The organism is Bacillus sp. 5mfcol3.1 (assembly GCF_900114335.1).
GTDB lineage: Bacteria > Bacillota > Bacilli > Bacillales > Bacillaceae_G > Bacillus_A > Bacillus_A thuringiensis_S.
The window spans coordinates 38,322-54,907 of the sequence record NZ_FOST01000010.1 but is presented as its reverse complement, the minus strand read 5'-3'; the positions used below and the strand labels follow the sequence as shown (position 1 = coordinate 54,907).

Sequence of the window (16,586 nt, the reverse complement as noted above, 5' to 3'; positions counted from 1 at the left end):
AAACGGTCTTCATCTTGAGATGATTTATTATAAAATATATACTTAAACTAATATCTGTACACACATCAGGGAGGACTAATATGACAGGAAATAAAAATGACTTACTAGTAGAAAAACGTCAAGAGTTATTGAAAGTATTGCAAGCTCGTTTTGAGAAAAATATGAACCGCCATGAAGGTCTTGAATGGGCTAAGGTTGAAGCTAAGATAGAAGCTAATGCTGAAAAATTATGGTCACTTAACGAAATGGAAGTAACTGGCGGTGAGCCGGATGTTGTCGGTTATGATGAAGAAAAGGACGAATATACTTTCTATGATTGTTCAAAGGAGAGTCCTAAAGGCCGCAGAAGTCTTTGTTATGATCTTGAAGCGTTAGAATCAAGAAAAAAACATAAACCAGAAAATAATGTTATTGATGTTGCAAATGCTATGGGCATTGAACTATTAACGGAAGAACAATATCGGGAATTGCAACAACTTGGGGATTTTGACATGAAATCATCAAGTTGGGTACAAACACCTTCAGATATTCGAGAACTCGGTGGTGCTCTATTTTGCGATTATCGCTTCGGACATGTTTTCGTGTACCACAATGGAGCAGACTCTTACTATGCTGCCAGAGGTTTTCGTGGCTCGTTAAAAGTTTAAATTAGGATAAATAAGAAAAAGAGCCTATACTCAGGCTCTTTTTCTTATTTATATTTTAAAAGTAAACTGTTACTACGCAGTTTTACTTAATTTATATGTTCCGTGGTTATTTTTACGGAAAAGTTTAGGGAAAACATAGTCATCTAATCCAATACGTCCAGCGTTTTGCCCTGCAACTAAAATGAACATAGTTAAAATAAGCAGATTTGGGTTTACACTAACAGTTCCGCTTAATAAAAATGAAAGATTCATTATGATTCCGAAAAATGCAGCTGTTTTTGTTAATCCGCCTAAAATTAAACCTAGACCTACTAAAATTTCTCCCCATTGAACTAAAAAGCTAAATAGGTCTGCGTTTGGAAGAACAAAATTTTGAAGAAAATCTGCCCACCAACTTTGTACTGCAGGATGGTCACCTGATGCTTGAGCGATAGCGCCCTTTAGAAAACCACTTGCATCAAAAGATTGTCCGAAAACTTTACCTATCCCAGCAGCGAGCCATGCATATCCTATGTAAAATCGTAAAAATAATAATATGAAAGCAGCACGTTTATCAGTTCTTAAAAAATTGATAACCATTGAAATCCCTCCAATATTCTATTTACATGTTTATTATATATCCATTGTGAAAAAATTCACAATGGATAAAGTGTGAACAAAAATGGTGTTTTTATAAAATGAAAAAGGCATATAACAATCATATGTTATATGCCTTTTCTATTATATATTTATTAATTTATTTAGGTAATGTAAATTTAGCTTTTTTACCTTGTGAAATATCTTTAGCTTCTTTATTTCTCATAGGTCCTAACTCAATCTCAAAGCTTTTGTCTTTCCAAATCTTTTCATACTGCTCTTGATCTAAAATATATACTTGTAGTAACTCTCCAGATGTTCCTGTTTTGACTGAAGCATTATAGTCATAATTTAATAGCATACCTTCATTAATCGTATATTGTGTACCATCATTCACTCTCAATGTAGAGCTTATAGGAGACAGTGAAACGTCTTGAGCATCTTTGTTATCAAGCTTGAATTTTACTGTTAACAGAACAAGACCGTTTTTAAAATTTGCAAAGCGTGGAGCTTCGACGGAATTTGGTGTGAATTGAGTGAATTGGTATCCGTCTAATGTAACATTAACAGCGCCTAATTCTTGATTGTTATTAATACTTGATTTCTCTTTTAACATTTTTTTATCGCCCATGTTATTAGCTGTAGCTTTATCTTGGTAGAAAGTATTATCTGTTGCAACTTTTTCAGCACCCTGTTTGTTTAAACTTAATGAAAAGCTTCCAGGATTTCCGATTGGAGCATCAAATTTTCCTTTATTAGCTTGTGCAGTTGGGACTGTGACTGAGACTGTTGAGAGACTTGAAATTTTCGCTAGATCATCTTTTCCGAATGGATAAGCGATATAACCAGAAATAGTTTCTCCTGCTTTTACTAAGTAATCATTCGTTGGAGCAAGTTTAGTTGGGAGCTGATCTTCTTTTGGAATTAAATCTTTATAGTTACTATATGCTTTCTGCGCGCCAGTAAATGACATGTCCAATGCTGGCATATAATAAATATCTTTAGCTGAACTATTTTTTACGCTGTAGTTCACAAGAATAACTCCGCCTTCTGTTTGACGATTAAACGGAATATCGAAGTTTGTATGGAATCCATTTAATTCAACTAATGTGTAACTATTCATTGATACTGAAACATCTTCAGCTTTATAGACTTGTGGTTCTTTATTTTCAAAAAGAACTTTTGTTTTACCACCTGTTTCTTTTTCCATATAGGAAATCAGCTTAGAGTAGTCGCTTGATCCAGTAGCTGTATTTTCAGGCTTTTTATCTTCAGTTTTTTTATCTTCGGATTTTTTTTCAGTAGGTTTACTTTCTTTCGTTGTATCTGTTTTTTCCGTTTTGCTTTCTTTTGTTGCATTCTCTTTTTGTTCTTTATTTGTCGTATCGCTTTGACCACAGCCGGTTATTACAAAAGCTGCTACGATTACTGCAGAAAATAAAGAAAGTAATTTTTTTGACATATTTCTTCCCCCTATTTGTTTAAAACTAAATTCTCACATTAGCCCCACGTTTTATTATAAGAAGGTTAGTCAATATTTGCCAGTATTTTTCTGATTATTTTCATTATTTATTATATTATAATATAATAAATTCGATAGAAGTTTGGAATGGAATATTGGTTTTTATTTTTTTATCATTTGAAATAGTACATCATATTGGTATGATAGAAACAGAGATATATGGAAAGGAGACAAGGACTCGATATGTGGATGAACTTGTAATGATTAGAAATTGGATAGATGAATTTTTCTCTCATAAGTGAGGGTTTATTTAGCTATTTGTAAATCATGCAAGGACTGCATAGTTGGCTTGTACATCCCTTTTGTAAGGACAGAGGTCTAGGTGGGGAAATTTATATCTCTTATATAAAATATGCGTCCTTTAAACTTGGAGGAGTATATGATGAACCAATTAAAAAATAAAGTAGCAGTTGTTACAGGCGTAAGTCGTCTAGACGGTATAGGAGCAGCGATTTGTAAAGAATTAGCTGAGGCAGGATACGATATATTTTTTACGTATTGGACGGATTATGATAAAGAGATGCCTTGGGGCGTTGATAAAAATGAACAAATACAATTAAAAGAAGAGCTATTACAAAAAGGTGTTAGAGTATTGAGCATGGAGTTAGATTTAACTCGGAATGATGCACCGAAAGAGCTTTTAAATAAAGTTACTGAACAATTAGGGTACCCTCATATATTAATTAATAATGCAGCATATTCTACGAATAATGATTTCTCTACGTTGACTGCTGAAGAATTAGATAAGCATTATATGGTTAATATTCGTGCGACTACATTGCTCAGTAGTCAATTTGCCCGAGGATTTGATAAGAAATCTGGTGGTAGAATTGTTAATATGACTTCGGGGCAATTTCAAGGTCCTATGGCAGGAGAACTAGCTTATGCGACAACGAAGGGAGCTATTGATGCTCTTACTAGTACGTTGTCAGCAGAAGTAGCTCAATTAGGAATAACAGTGAATGCAATTAATCCAGGACCAACCGATACAGGATGGATGACTGAAGAGATAAAACAAGGGTTAAAGCCGATGTTTCCTTTTGGCAGAATTGGTGAGCCAAAAGATGCAGCTAGACTCATTAAATTTTTAGTAAGTGAAGAAGCTGAGTGGATTACGGGGCAAGTTATTCATTCAGAAGGCGGATTTAAAAGATAAAAAGAAGGTATCTCACCCTGGTGAGATACCTTCTTTTTTAATCTTTCTTCAGTCTTCGTGCAACCCCATTACCTAAAGACTGTAATCCTTGAACGAGGATAATTAGAATAAAGACGGTTGCATACATTACTTCAGGTTCATAGCGTAAATGTCCGAAGCGATATGCTAAGTCCCCTAGCCCGCCAGCACCTACAAGACCAGCCATTGCTGTTGCGCCGATTAAGCCAATCGTTGCAATTGTTAATCCAAGTACAAGGGAGGGACGAGCTTCTTTAACCATGACGTGCCAAATGATTTTTATAGTAGAGACTCCCATCGCTTGATAGGCCTCAATAACCCCTCGATCTACTTCTAGTAAGGCTGTCTCCATTAAACGTGCGATATAGGGAGCTGTGAAGACGACAAGTGGTACGATAACACCTTGCACGCCAATGGATGTTCCCATTAGAAACTTTGTAAAAGGTAAGATGAAGAATAATAGAATGATAAATGGAAGAGAGCGAATGATATTAATAACTGTATTAAGAATAGGATAGATGATTTTATTTTCACGCTGCCCACCAGGTCTCGTTAAAACAAGTGTGACGCCAAGTGGCAGTGCAATAAGGAGTGAGATGAGTAATGAAATAGATGTCATTTGAAAGGTTTGAATTGTGGCTTCCCATATGACTTTACCCCATTCATCCAAAAAGGACTTGTTTCCCATAATCTGTTCTACCTCCTTCTACGATGATTCCTTGCTCTTGTAAAAATGATAAAGCACGGTGGATTTCATTTTGTTCTCCTTGCATATGAACGACTAGTTTCCCATATGCTTCATGTTTTAACTGCGTAATATTACCGGATAAAATATTCGGATACACTTGGAAACGTTTTGTGGCAACAGCTAAGGCAGGTTCACCTGAAGTAGTGCCAATAAATGAAAGTGTTACAATTTCTCCAGTATTCTGTAGTTCTTTCTGTACCTCTTCTGGAATTTTAGCTGCAAAGGCGCTATTTACAAATTTCTTCGTTGTTACATGTTGTGGGTTTGTGAAAATATCTTTCACAGTCCCGCTTTCGACTACAGATCCATGTTCCATAACGGCAACGCGGTCGCATATACGTTGGATAACGTTCATTTCGTGTGTAATGAGTAAAATCGTAATTCCAATTTCTTCGTTAATCTTTAATAACAAATCAAGAATAGAATCAGTTGTTTCTGGATCTAAAGCGCTCGTTGCTTCATCACTTAATAACACTTCAGGCTCATGTGATAGTGCACGTGCAATTGCAACGCGCTGTTTTTGACCGCCAGAAAGTTCACTTGGATAAGCATCTTTTCGATTGAAAAGATCGACAATGCGTAAATATTTTTCTACCCTTTTTTTAATTTCCGCTTTTGGAATGCCAGCAAGGCGTAAAGGTAATGCAATGTTTTCATAGATGGTAACAGTTTTAAGTAAATTGAATCCTTGAAAGATCATTCCGATTTTTTGTCTCGCTTTTGCTAGTTCTTTTGTCGATAACGTTGTTAAGTCTTGTTCGTTTACAATGATATTTCCTGTCGTTGGTTTTTCTAATAAATTTACACATCGAATCAATGTGCTTTTACCAGCGCCGCTATACCCAATGATTCCAAATACTTCGCCTTTTTCTACTTTAAGGGAAGTAGACTTAAGAGCCTCAACAGTCCCTTTTTTTGTTGAAAATACTTTGGATATGTTTTTTAATTCAATCATTATCGTCAGCTCCTACCAAGATGGTAAAACTGAACCATCAAATTTTTTCTCGATAAACTCTTTTACTTCTTTAGATTGATAAGCTTTCTTTAATTTGTTTACAACGGCATCATCTTTATTTTCAGTACGAACAACGACCCAGTTCACATATGGTGAATCTTTTCCTTCGCGGAAAATAGAATCTTTCGCTGGACTTAATTTTGCACCTAATGCAAAGTTTGTGTTAATTGCAGCTGCTTTCACTTCACTTAGTTGCGTTGGTAATTGAGATGCCTCTAATTCGACAATCTTTAATTTTTTTGGATTTTCAATTACATCTTTTGCAGTCGCTTTTTCTGTAGCCTTTGGATCAACTTTTAAAACCCCTGCTTTTTCAAATAATTTTAAAGCTCGCAGTTCATTCGTTGGGTCATTTGGTACAGCAATTGCATCGCCGTCTTTTAAGTCTTTTACATCTTTTATATCTTTAGAATATACGCCCATAGGGAATGTTACTGTTGAAAATACTTCAGCTAATTTCATATTGCGTTCAGCTTTAAATACATCTAAATACGATTTTGTTTGGTAGCTATTTACATCAAGGCTTTTTTCATCTAAAGATACGTTTGGCGCTACATAATCATTAAATACTTTTATATCAATTTCGAGGCCATCTTTTGCGGCAACTTCTTTTACCTTTTCAAAAATTTGTTCATGCGGCCCACCTGTTACACCGACAGTAATCTTTTTCTCGTCTAATGCTTTTACCTCTTTATCTGAACTCACGCTACATGCGCCTAATAATAATACTGCTCCGCTTACAATGCTTAATAATACCTTTTTCATCTATAAATCCCCCTTCATATACGTTCCAAAATAAAAAGCACCTCCCAAAAATAAGAGAGGTGCCGAATAGACGAAATAGATTCCTCTCTTATCTTCCAAAACGAAAACTCGTTTTGCAGGAATTAGCACCTTAGCTTATACGTCATAAGCTCGGTTGCCGGGCATCATCGGGCCAGTCCCTCCGCCACTCTTGATAAGAGTATGTGTATGTAGTTTTGAATATGGTACTAATAGTAAATCGTACAAAAAAAATTGTCAATGGTATTTTCAGAATATATTTTATTTTAAGGTAATTGAAACGTTTCCTTTCTTATGGCCCATTTCTACATACGTATGGGCTTCTACAACTTCTTCTAATCGGTAAGTTCTATCAATAACAGGTTTTAGCTTTTCTGTTTCAGCTAGTTGTTTTAGTAGGTTCATATCTTCTTTACTGACCTTTGCCATCATTCCGTTCACAGATACATATTTTCCATTAGGCATTAATGCATCTGTACAAAGAGACTTTTTATATTTTCCAACTGCGTCAAATATAATATCGTAGTGATCGCCCCGCTTAGTAAAATCTTCTTTCATATAATCAATTACGTTGTCTGCCCCTAAAGCTGTTACTAAATCGAAATTCGAACTACTACAAATGGCTGTGACAGTCGCCCCGAAGTATTTAGCAAGCTGTACGGCAGCTGTCCCTACTGACCCAGAGGCGCCGTATATAAGTACTTGTTGCCCTTTTTTTATCTGTCCTTTTCTAAGGAAGTGCAATGCTGAAGTTCCGCCAAAAGGAATAACGGCAGCTTCTTCATATGTCACATTGGTAGGTTTTAATGCTATTAATCCACTTTCATGCACGCATGTATATTCCGCATAACCACCAAGGTTTAGTTCTGTTAATGCAAAAACTGGATCTCCTTTTTTAAATTGTGTTACATCTGATCCAATGTCTTCGATTTCACCAGATAACTCTACGCCAAGTATAGGTTTTCTCGGTTTTCTGAAACCTAATATGATCCGCATAGGAATCCAAAATAAGAGGGGGCTATTAAAGCCACGTATTCTACAATCTCCAGTCGATACACTTGTTGCGTGAATTTTAACTAATACTTCATTTTTCTTAGGTTTAGGCTTTTCTATATTGTGAAGCTGGAGAACATTAGGTGGTCCATACTTTGTGCAAATAATAGCTTTCATAATGACCTCCTGAAATGAGTTGTTATTATTTACATCATATTTAAACTTTTTCTCAAACATGTTGCTATATAGGAAATAAATTTAAAGAAGAATATTACGAATTATATAGATTTCATAGGAAAAGAGATGATATTATTTTTGGGAAGGAGGGGACGTTATGAAAAAAATTATTTTAATTTCAAGTTTAGTACTTGCAGTCGGTCTAGGAGTAGGGTGTAGTAATGAGAAAACAAAAAAGACTGATGAGCCGAAAAAAGAAGCTGTGCAGAAAGAAAAGGAATTAACAGCGAAGGATGTTTTCAATAAAGCGAATGAAGCTTTTAAAAACGAAGAAAATGTAACGATGACATATGATGTGGGAATAAAGGCTGAAGGAACAGAGATGAATGTAATAAAGGCCAAAATGCAATTAGAGCCGAAGCAAAAAAATTCTCGTTCTGAAATGAATGTTTCTGGTACAGAGGTTGTTGTTTATGATGTGGGTGGCAAAATTGCTGGTCAGTTGAAAAATCCTAATACGGGTGAAGTGATGTCTGTACCAGAGGAACAATTAAATGCTAACGGAATGAATGCGACTCAAGGAATGGTAGATAATTTAGAGATTCCATCGGAAATTTTAAATAAAGTGAAGATGGAGAAAAGTGGAGATAATTATAAGCTGAAGTTTGCATTAAAAGGGCAAGAGACAGAGAGTATGTTAGCTAGTATGGATGAAAAGCAGAAACAAATGCTACAAGGCCAAAATGCAAAGATAGAAGAAATAGATGGAGAATATATTATTACAAAAGATTTTAAATATGAATCAGCAAAGATAGATATGGTTATGAGTAGCAATGGTGAGGATAAAGCGCACATTATTACGGATGCGAAGTTTACATCGTATGATAAATTTGATCCAATACAATTGCCAGCAGCAAAGTAATCACTGTCAAGAGAGGTACCTGAAAGAACGGGTATCTCTTTTTGTTGCTAATAAGGAGAGTGTCCTTTGAAAAAAAGAAAGATAGCAGTGGTCATTGTCGCATATACGGTTTTGCTTGCAACGTCTGTACATACGTATAAAAAACAAATTGATCATCCTATTATGAGTGATGTAGGTAAATTGCTTCCGACAAAAATAAAACGTGTTGAAAGTGCTACGGAAGAGCACTCGTTAATAAAATTAGTGCGAGATGCAAAAGTTTCAGGAGAGAAAATTTCCATTGCAGGCATGCAACATAGCCAAGGAGGACAGACATATTATCCGAATGGCACGATGCTCGATATGAAAGGATATAATAAAATATTAGAATTTGATCCAGAGAAGAAGCGAATTACAGTTCAAAGTGGTGTCACGTGGAATAATATTCAGAAGAAAATAAATCCATATGGCCTTGCGGTACAGGTCATGCAGTCTCAAAATATTTTTACTGTTGGTGGTTCATTAAGTGTAAATGTACATGGGCGTGATATTCGTCATGAGGCACTAATTGATACAGTAGATTCATTTAGATTGTTAATGGCAGATGGTACGATACGTAATGTAAGTAGAGAAGAAAATGCAGAGTTATTTCCATATGTCATTGGGGGTTACGGTTTATTTGGAGTTATTTTAGATGTGACGCTGAAGTTAACAGATGATGAATTATATGAAATGCACACGAGAATGATAGATTATAAAGAATACGCATCTTATTTCAAAGAGAAAGTGAAAAGAGATGAGAATGTTCGTATGCACTTAGCGCGTATTTCTGTTGCTCCAAATTCATTTTTAAAAGAGATGTATGTGACGGATTATACTTTGGCACAAAATCAAAATATGAGAGAAGAGTACAGTGAATTAAAGGAAGAAAATATTATAGCTGCACCTAAATTTTTACTTGGGTTATCACGTTATAGTGATTGGGGAAAGAATACATTTTGGGATATACAAAGAGGTTATTTTGAACGTACAGATGGAAAGTATGAGACGCGTAATAATGTTATGAGATCAGATAGTGCTTTTATGGAATATGAAAATCCAAATAGGACCGAAGTGTTACAAGAATACTTTGTGCCTATAGATGCTTTCACGGAGTATATAGATGATTTACGTAACGCATTAAATGAAGAAGAGTTTAATTTACTCAACATTACGATTCGTTACGTGGAAAAGAATGAAAATGCAGTTTTGTCCTATGCGAAAGATGATATGTTTGCGCTGGTTCTTTTGATTAACCAGGGACGCTCAGAGAGTGAGATAAAGAAAACAGAGGATGTCATTCGGAAGATGATTGATGTTACTTTAAAGCATAACGGTAGTTACTATTTGCCGTACTATTCTTATCCAACGAAAGAGCAGTTAAAAAGGGCATATCCTCGTATTGAAGAATTTCTCAAGAAAAAGAAGGAAGTAGATTCAGAAGAGAGATTTGTTAATTTATTTTATAGGGAGTATACGAAATGACATATAGAAGATTTGTGGCTTCGCAAAGTATTATCATGATGGCAGGAAGTATGGTATTTCCTTTTTATATATTATTACTTCGAAACGTTGGAAATAGCTTCTCGCAATTTGGCTGGGCGTATGGCTTATTTGCTTTAACATCAGCACTTGTATATCCACTAGTGGGAAAGGTATCTGATCAAGTAGGTGATAAAAAATTATTAATCATATACGCTTGGTCCATGGCAATCTTAATGCTTTGCTTTCCGATTGCCACGGAAGTATGGCATGTGTATATTCTTCAAATTGTAATGGGAGTTTTAGGTGCTGTGCAGCGTAATACTGAGAAGACTTCATTAGCACGAAAGGTTGCGCAGGAAAAGGCTGGTTATGAGATTGGAAAATACCATGTGTGGACATCCATTGGCGGAGCAGTAGCGGTTATTGCCACGGGATATTTAGTAGATTTCTTTACGATTGGTACAATTTTTTATATTGCATCTATTCTATATGTAGTGAGCGGGATTGTATTAAGTAGTAAAAAAATATAACTATTCCTATTTTCACCTTAATACCCTTTATTTGTTATACTAAAAGGGAATACAAAAGAAAAGGGGACAGTGCCTTTGATGAAATTTGTAGTTTTAGCTATTCTTACTTTGTTTTTGATTCCATGGACAAGAAGTAGTAGTAAGCTTCGAGCAGTGGATAAGAAGGGAGATAAGAAGGTTGTAAAGGGTAAGAAATCATCTATTTTAGTTATTCCTGTTTTATTTTGGATAGGTATTGCAATCTATGAATACTTTTGGCTAATTGATGATCGAGTAGACTCGATTCTTACTCATTATTCTGTTGCAGTAGCAATTTTAATTGGGCTTGTTTTATTTTCACAAGATCAAATAGGGAAATTAGAAGGTACATTAAAAGGACTTCTAATGTTTATTTTACTCGCAAGTTACGGCTACTTTGGTTATTTGCACGATATAGTAATCTCGCAAAAGAAATATGATTCTGTTGTTAAGATAGAGAAAGATATTTCAGAGCCATTTACTGAAAATGATCAGCCGTTTACAGTGCCGCCAAAGACAGCGGAGAATAAGATGAAAAAAGTATTTGGTGATATTCCGAAAGTAGCTTATTTTGAGCTAGGAGAATTAACGCCACAAATGGTAAACGGCGAAGCTTTATATGTAGCGCCGATTGAAGTTTCAGGATTTTTTAAAGCGCGTAAAGCTGAGACAATTCCAGGGTATGTAACGATGTCAGGTACGAATCCTGATGCGGAAGCGAAACTGCACCTCGGTTATAAAATGAAATATGTGCCAAGCATGTTTTTTGGTAATAATTTAGAGCGTGTGGTAAGGCAAGCAGAACCAAATTTAATCTTTAAAGGAAAACCTAAATTTGAGGTTGATGATAAAGGAAAACCATATTATACAATGACGTATGGTGAATTTATTTCAGGAAGATCTGGATTTGAGGTAGAAGGTGTTGTCGTAGTAGATGCACAAACAGGTGAAGTGAAAAGATATGATAAAGGAAAGGCACCTAAATTTGTTGATGGTGTATTAAATCATGAGACTGCATCTACGTTAAATACGTACTTTGGTAAATATATTCACGGATTTTGGAATACGAAATTCTCACAAACAGATATGAAAATTCCGACTGAGTGGGGAACGAAAGAAGGCGTGACCCCGATCTTTGGTAAAGATGGAACACTGTATTATTTTACAGACTTTACTTCTCCAAAAGAAGGAGTAGATTCAGCCCTAGGCTATTCATTAGTAGATGCACGCACAGGCAAGCTATATTACTATAATGGAAAAGAAGTGAAGGGGATTATGGATGGTTCAGCAGCTACAGAAGTAGTGGATAATTCCTTTAAGAGAGAGAAATGGCATGGGACAATGCCTGTCATTTATAACGTATACGGAAAACCAGCTTGGATTATTCCGGTTGTTGATGACGGAGGCCTAGTACGTGCACATACAGTTGTATATGCTGCTAATGCAAAAATATTTGCGACAGGTTCGACGCAGAAAGAAGCGCTTGAGAATTATAAAAACGTAATGAGCGGTAATGGTGATACCTTTAGACCAACCTCAACAGGAAAAGAAGCGCAAAAAGAAGGTATTGTACAACGTGTATATAAAGAGAAATCAGGTGAAAATACAATCGTGTACGTACTTTTAGAGAATGAACAAAAGGTATTTATGATACCAGTGAAGAAATTCCCGTATGCTATGTTTACAGAAGTAGGAGACCCAATTCAAATTACATATTTAGATACAGGAGAGACGATGGCCTCGGTATCTAAATTTACGAATAGCAATGTGAAAAAGTAAAGCGATAGAATTTCTATCGCTTTTTTTTACATTATGAAAGAGGAAAATGCGCTGTACTTGACGTATGTTTATGATGTAACTATAATTGTTACGATTCAGTGTGTATAGGAAAGGGTGAATTGAAAAAGTGAATGAAGTTAATCACGAAATATACAAACCTGTAAAGGCAAACAGGTTATGGATGATTCTTGTATTAGGAACACTTACGGCGATTGGGCCATTATCTATTGATATGTATTTGCCTTCATTACCGAAGTTAACGGATGATTTGCAAACAGGTGCATCCCTAGCGCAGCTTACATTAACAGCTTGTTTGCTTGGGCTGTCAGTAGGACAATTATTTGTTGGCTCAATTAGCGATATTTACGGAAGACGCAAACCACTTATTATTGCTCTTATTATTTATGTTGCTTCTTCTTTACTTTGTGCTGTTGCGCCATCTATTTGGACATTAGTATTATTGCGCTTCCTACAAGGAGCTTCAGGATCAGCCGGGATTGTTATATCACGTGCAATGGTACGTGATATGTACTCAGGTTCTGAAATGACGAAGTTTTTCTCACTGCTTATGTTAGTAAACGGAGCAGCACCTATTTTGGCACCGATTATTGGGGGGCAATTATTACAGTTTACAACGTGGCGCGGTGTTTTCATCGTTCTTGGAGCAATTAGCGTATTCATGTTAATCTCAGCTACTTTTGTATTGCGTGAAACATTACCTCCTGAAGAAAGAGAAACGGGTGGTTTGTCAGGGACTTTGGCGACGTACGGAAAATTGTTAAAGGACCGTCTGTTTATGGGATATGCATTGTCACAAGGATTAGTAACAGCGGCAATGTTTGCATACATTTCGGGCTCACCATTTGTGTTGCAGAACATATACGGAGCATCACCACAGCAATTTAGTTTATTCTTTGCGATTAACGGCATCGGTATTATTATTGCTAGTCAGGTAACGGGTCGTTTAGCGGGGAAAGTGAATGAGAAGACATTATTTGTTGCTGGTATTATTATCGCAGCTGTTGGTGGCCTATCTTTACTACTGACAATCGTACTAGGAATAGGTTTAATCGGTGTTTTATGTTCGTTATTCCTTGTTGTATCAAGTGTCGGGGTTGTATCAACAACTGGGTTCTCATTAGCGATGAGAAATCAGAAGCAAGCTGCAGGAACAGCGTCAGCTTTATTAGGCTTATTACAGTTCATTTCAGGAGCGCTTGTCGCTCCGCTAGTAGGTATTGGTGGGAGTAATACAGCGTTACCGATGGGTGTTGTTATTGCGCTTTGTGAAGTAGGAGCAGTATTATGTTATCTATTTATGGCCAGAAGAAGTGAGAAGCAGTTTGAACTGCAACAAAGACAAAATTTAGAGGCTTAACAAAAAAGAACTGATTCAAAGGGAATGTTTGAATTAGTTCTTTTTTTCATTTCTTTGAAATACCTCATACATATTATTCATGATCGTATCATATAAAACAGCAAGTTTATCCCACACCCAGCGATTACTATCGACTTCTTTTTCCCCACAGTCGATAATATCGGTATGGTCAGTAATTTTATACGCTTTTTTAACGATAATAGGAGCAATCTTCGGTATACGTGGGATTTCCTTTAAGGTATCTGCAAAGTTTCCAATGTAGACATGACCGATGATTTCGATTGTTAATGATTTATCCGATATATTTAGCACGGTATGAAATTGATTTGTATGTTGTTGTTTTAAATATTGAGCTAACTTAAATGGAGCATGCTTCTTCTTTAATACGCGGCGAAGGCTCTCTGTATTTTCGATATGAAGTGATTTTTCGCGAATAAGGACACGAATATCTTCTCCCATAAAAGGCATTGTGTTGTACATAGATGATTCTCCTTAAAACCTTACATATGTTTGCGTTATGCATATGTAAGTCTAGCATGGTTTGTTCTTTATGTGTGCTTACAGTTTTGTAAGGTGATGTAGTAAAGCATTGCAAAAGTTATTTGTATAAAGTGACGATACTGTGACAAACATGTTGGTATATATATTACGATGTCGTCTTAAGTGTAAAAAGTAGGGAGTTCTCGGTATAATAACAAGTGGAGATAAAAGAAACTATAACGAGTAATAGCTGTAGATAAAAGGAGAAGAAGAGATGAAGAAGGTTTTGGGTATTGCTGTAATGGGAAGTATGATCCTTCTAGCAGGATGTAATGGAAATAAAGATACGAAAGAACCGAAAGAAAAGGTAGAGCAATCTACTGAACAAACAGAAGAGATGAAAGAATACCTTGCAGTACATGAAAAATACGATATAAAAATGAATAAAGAAATTAATAAAGCACTCCAGTTATTTGAAGTGGCAAAAGAAAAGGGCGGTAAGGAAATAACGAATGCTACATATAAAGAAGACGTGCAAAAGGTAACAACGAGCATGTTAGAAGATATTGATCATATACGTAAAGAAATTCGTGTTCCGAAGTCGAAAGAGCAAGAACATGAGGTATATGTTGGTTTCTTGAATGAATCAGAACAAGCGATGAAAAAATTACAGAAGTTAGCTAAAGAAGAAGATTCATCGTTGATTCGTGATATAGAAATTAATTTTGCAACAGCATCGACATACTATAAACGTTTTCAAGCAGAAACGAAAAAATAACCTTGCCTGTGCAGGGTTATTTTTTCTTCTTGCCATCTCCGTCTTCATCCTCAGATACTAATATTTTCTGTTCTTCGTGAAATTCGGAAATAGTTTGCCCGGTAATATTATCGAAAGGAGTATAAAAAGAAGTAATACGTTTCTTTTTAATAAAGAGTTTATAGGAGCCGATGATGACAAGTATAACGATTGTTAAGGGTAATCCTATAGTAGCAAGAAGTAAGGGGTCCATCTTATAACTCCTTTAACATTATTTCTTTTTATTATAAGCCGAAAACTGTAATTTCGATAAATGAATTAAAAACTGATTTTTCTAAATTTATCCAATTTGATTGACTTTTCAATTTTTCAGAATTATAATTCGAAATATACAATTTGAACCAAATAATAATATAGCAATTTACTTATCCAGAGAGGTAGAGGGACTGGCCCTATGACACCTCAGCAGCGGGTTCTGTAATAGGAACACCGTGCTAATTCCAGCAAGCAAGTCTTGAAAGATAAGTGATGGGCCTTTGTTTGTTAAGCCTTGATCTTATTTTTAAAGATCAAGGCTTTTTGTATTCTAAAAAGAGAAAAGGAAGTAATGGAAAAAGTACATCCATAAAACAAAGTAAATTCATGTGTTTAGGGGGTTATTGAAGTGTATGTAATTAAAAAATTATCGGTTATGGTGTTTACACTATGGGTTATTACGACAGTGACATTTCTAATTATGCATATTATTCCGGGAGATCCATTTTCATCAGATGCAAAAATCTTTCCTGAAGAAGTGATCCAAAACATGAGAGCGAAGTATCACCTTGATGAACCGTTATGGAATCAATATGTTGCTTATTTAGACGGTGTAGTTCATTTTGATTTTGGTGAATCTGTTCAATCAACCGGGCAAGGTGTATCAGAAATTATAACAACTGGCTTTGGTCCATCAGCAATTATTGGTCTACAAGCACTTGTTATTTCATTGTTAGTAGGAATTGCGGCAGGGACATTTGCTGCTCTCTATCATGGGAGAGTAATTGACTATAGTGTGAGTTTGCTCGCAATTTTAGGTATTTCTATTCCAAGTTTTATTTTAGCGCCACTATTTATACAAGTATTCGCTATCCAATTTGAGTTTTTACCAGTAGCCTCTTGGGGAACATTCGAACATACGGTATTGCCATCCTTTGCATTAGCGTTAGGGCCAATCGCAGTTATTACAAGGTTTGTTCGTTCTAATATGATCGAAGTACTGCAGAGTGATTATATTAAGCTAGCAAGAGCAAAAGGTATACCAATTAAGAAGATTATTATAAGACACGCTCTTCGAAATGCGATTGTTCCAGTACTTACATTTGTTGGACCGTTAATGGCTGGACTCTTAACAGGGACTTTCGTTATTGAAAAAATCTTTTCAATTCCTGGCCTAGGAAAATATTTTGTAGATAGTATTTTTAACCGAGACTATCCGGTGATTATGGGAACAACGATTTTCTATAGTGCATTATTAATTGCTTGTATTTTCATTACAGATATTATTCATCGCATTGTTGATCCGCGTATTCGTTCTATTACATAAGG

General features: G+C 35.6%; 17 protein-coding genes and 2 riboswitches. Of the genes, 9 read left to right on the top strand and 8 right to left on the bottom strand.

Annotation, left to right across the window (positions count from 1 at the left end; genetic code table 11):
- Positions 1-80 precede the first annotated feature (80 nt).
- On the top strand, positions 81-647 hold the full coding sequence (locus tag BM089_RS27240) for a DUF4256 domain-containing protein (protein ID WP_000147403.1): 567 nt from the start codon (positions 81-83) through the stop codon (positions 645-647).
- 72 nt (positions 648-719) lie between these two features.
- Here the strand turns inward: BM089_RS27240 and BM089_RS27235 are convergent, their stop codons facing one another.
- Together BM089_RS27235 and BM089_RS27230 are read right to left on the bottom strand one after the other, a co-directional pair.
- The gene (locus BM089_RS27235; protein ID WP_061660795.1) at positions 720-1,226 is read right to left on the bottom strand and encodes a DoxX family membrane protein; all 507 of its coding nucleotides are present in this window, start codon (positions 1,224-1,226) and stop codon (positions 720-722) included.
- A gap of 157 nt (positions 1,227-1,383) precedes the next feature.
- Positions 1,384-2,685 (bottom strand): DUF5068 domain-containing protein, encoded by a 1,302-nt coding sequence (locus BM089_RS27230; RefSeq protein WP_000038602.1) that lies wholly within the window; start codon positions 2,683-2,685, stop codon positions 1,384-1,386.
- Between the two features lie 439 nt (positions 2,686-3,124).
- On the opposite strand from BM089_RS27230, the gene BM089_RS27225 reads away from it, so the two are divergent.
- Entirely contained in the window at positions 3,125-3,901 is a 777-nt protein-coding gene (locus BM089_RS27225) for an SDR family oxidoreductase (protein ID WP_002094237.1), read from the top strand.
- Positions 3,902-3,938: 37 nt separating this feature from the next.
- Here BM089_RS27225 and BM089_RS27220 read toward each other — a convergent pair whose 3' ends face one another.
- The 4 genes from BM089_RS27220 to BM089_RS27205 all read right to left on the bottom strand — a co-directional run bounded on the left by BM089_RS27220 (position 3,939) and on the right by BM089_RS27205 (position 7,635).
- Positions 3,939-4,607 carry a methionine ABC transporter permease gene (locus BM089_RS27220; protein ID WP_061660792.1) on the bottom strand — a complete coding sequence of 223 codons (669 nt, stop codon included), beginning with the start codon at positions 4,605-4,607 and terminating at the stop codon, positions 3,939-3,941.
- Positions 4,582-5,622 (bottom strand): methionine ABC transporter ATP-binding protein, encoded by a 1,041-nt coding sequence (locus tag BM089_RS27215; protein WP_016084002.1) that lies wholly within the window; start codon positions 5,620-5,622, stop codon positions 4,582-4,584. The genes BM089_RS27220 and BM089_RS27215 overlap by 26 nt, the downstream gene beginning before the upstream one ends.
- Before the next feature lie 12 nt (positions 5,623-5,634).
- Complete coding sequence (locus BM089_RS27210) at positions 5,635-6,447, bottom strand: MetQ/NlpA family ABC transporter substrate-binding protein (RefSeq protein WP_071731286.1); 813 nt, start codon at positions 6,445-6,447, stop codon at positions 5,635-5,637.
- Positions 6,448-6,532: 85 nt separating this feature from the next.
- Positions 6,533-6,647, bottom strand: a riboswitch (SAM riboswitch).
- A gap of 79 nt (positions 6,648-6,726) precedes the next feature.
- Positions 6,727-7,635: an NAD(P)-dependent alcohol dehydrogenase gene (locus tag BM089_RS27205; protein WP_090978592.1), complete on the bottom strand. Its 909-nt coding sequence runs from the start codon at positions 7,633-7,635 to the stop codon at positions 6,727-6,729.
- 157 nt (positions 7,636-7,792) lie between these two features.
- Between BM089_RS27205 and BM089_RS27200 the strand changes: the two genes are divergently transcribed.
- The 5 genes from BM089_RS27200 to BM089_RS27180 all read left to right on the top strand — a co-directional run bounded on the left by BM089_RS27200 (position 7,793) and on the right by BM089_RS27180 (position 13,765).
- Positions 7,793-8,557 carry a DUF6612 family protein gene (locus BM089_RS27200; protein WP_090978590.1) on the top strand — a complete coding sequence of 255 codons (765 nt, stop codon included), beginning with the start codon at positions 7,793-7,795 and terminating at the stop codon, positions 8,555-8,557.
- Between the two features lie 66 nt (positions 8,558-8,623).
- A complete protein-coding gene (locus BM089_RS27195; protein WP_139213341.1) occupies positions 8,624-10,060 on the top strand; it encodes an FAD-binding oxidoreductase in 1,437 nt (478 codons plus the stop codon).
- Positions 10,057-10,590, top strand: coding sequence for an MFS transporter (locus BM089_RS27190; protein WP_000222367.1), 534 nt, complete (start codon positions 10,057-10,059; stop codon positions 10,588-10,590). Before BM089_RS27195 ends, BM089_RS27190 begins: the two co-directional genes overlap by 4 nt.
- Before the next feature lie 78 nt (positions 10,591-10,668).
- Entirely contained in the window at positions 10,669-12,387 is a 1,719-nt protein-coding gene (locus BM089_RS27185) for a DUF3981 domain-containing protein (RefSeq protein WP_069354754.1), read from the top strand.
- A 118-nt stretch (positions 12,388-12,505) separates the two neighbouring features.
- Positions 12,506-13,765, top strand: a complete 1,260-nt coding sequence (locus BM089_RS27180; protein ID WP_223266695.1) for a multidrug effflux MFS transporter — start codon at positions 12,506-12,508, stop codon at positions 13,763-13,765.
- 33 nt (positions 13,766-13,798) lie between these two features.
- Here BM089_RS27180 and BM089_RS27175 read toward each other — a convergent pair whose 3' ends face one another.
- Complete coding sequence (locus tag BM089_RS27175; protein ID WP_000282869.1) at positions 13,799-14,245, bottom strand: hypothetical protein; 447 nt, start codon at positions 14,243-14,245, stop codon at positions 13,799-13,801.
- 274 nt (positions 14,246-14,519) lie between these two features.
- Between BM089_RS27175 and BM089_RS27170 the strand changes: the two genes are divergently transcribed.
- Positions 14,520-15,023: a hypothetical protein gene (locus BM089_RS27170; protein WP_000756523.1), complete on the top strand. Its 504-nt coding sequence runs from the start codon at positions 14,520-14,522 to the stop codon at positions 15,021-15,023.
- Between the two features lie 16 nt (positions 15,024-15,039).
- On the opposite strand, the gene BM089_RS27165 is transcribed toward BM089_RS27170, so the two are convergent.
- Positions 15,040-15,255: a DUF3951 domain-containing protein gene (locus tag BM089_RS27165; RefSeq protein ID WP_000371395.1), complete on the bottom strand. Its 216-nt coding sequence runs from the start codon at positions 15,253-15,255 to the stop codon at positions 15,040-15,042.
- Between the two features lie 169 nt (positions 15,256-15,424).
- Positions 15,425-15,530: riboswitch (SAM riboswitch) on the top strand.
- A gap of 136 nt (positions 15,531-15,666) precedes the next feature.
- On the opposite strand from BM089_RS27165, the gene BM089_RS27160 reads away from it, so the two are divergent.
- Entirely contained in the window at positions 15,667-16,584 is a 918-nt protein-coding gene (locus tag BM089_RS27160) for an ABC transporter permease (protein WP_000289326.1), read from the top strand.
- Positions 16,585-16,586 lie beyond the last annotated feature (2 nt).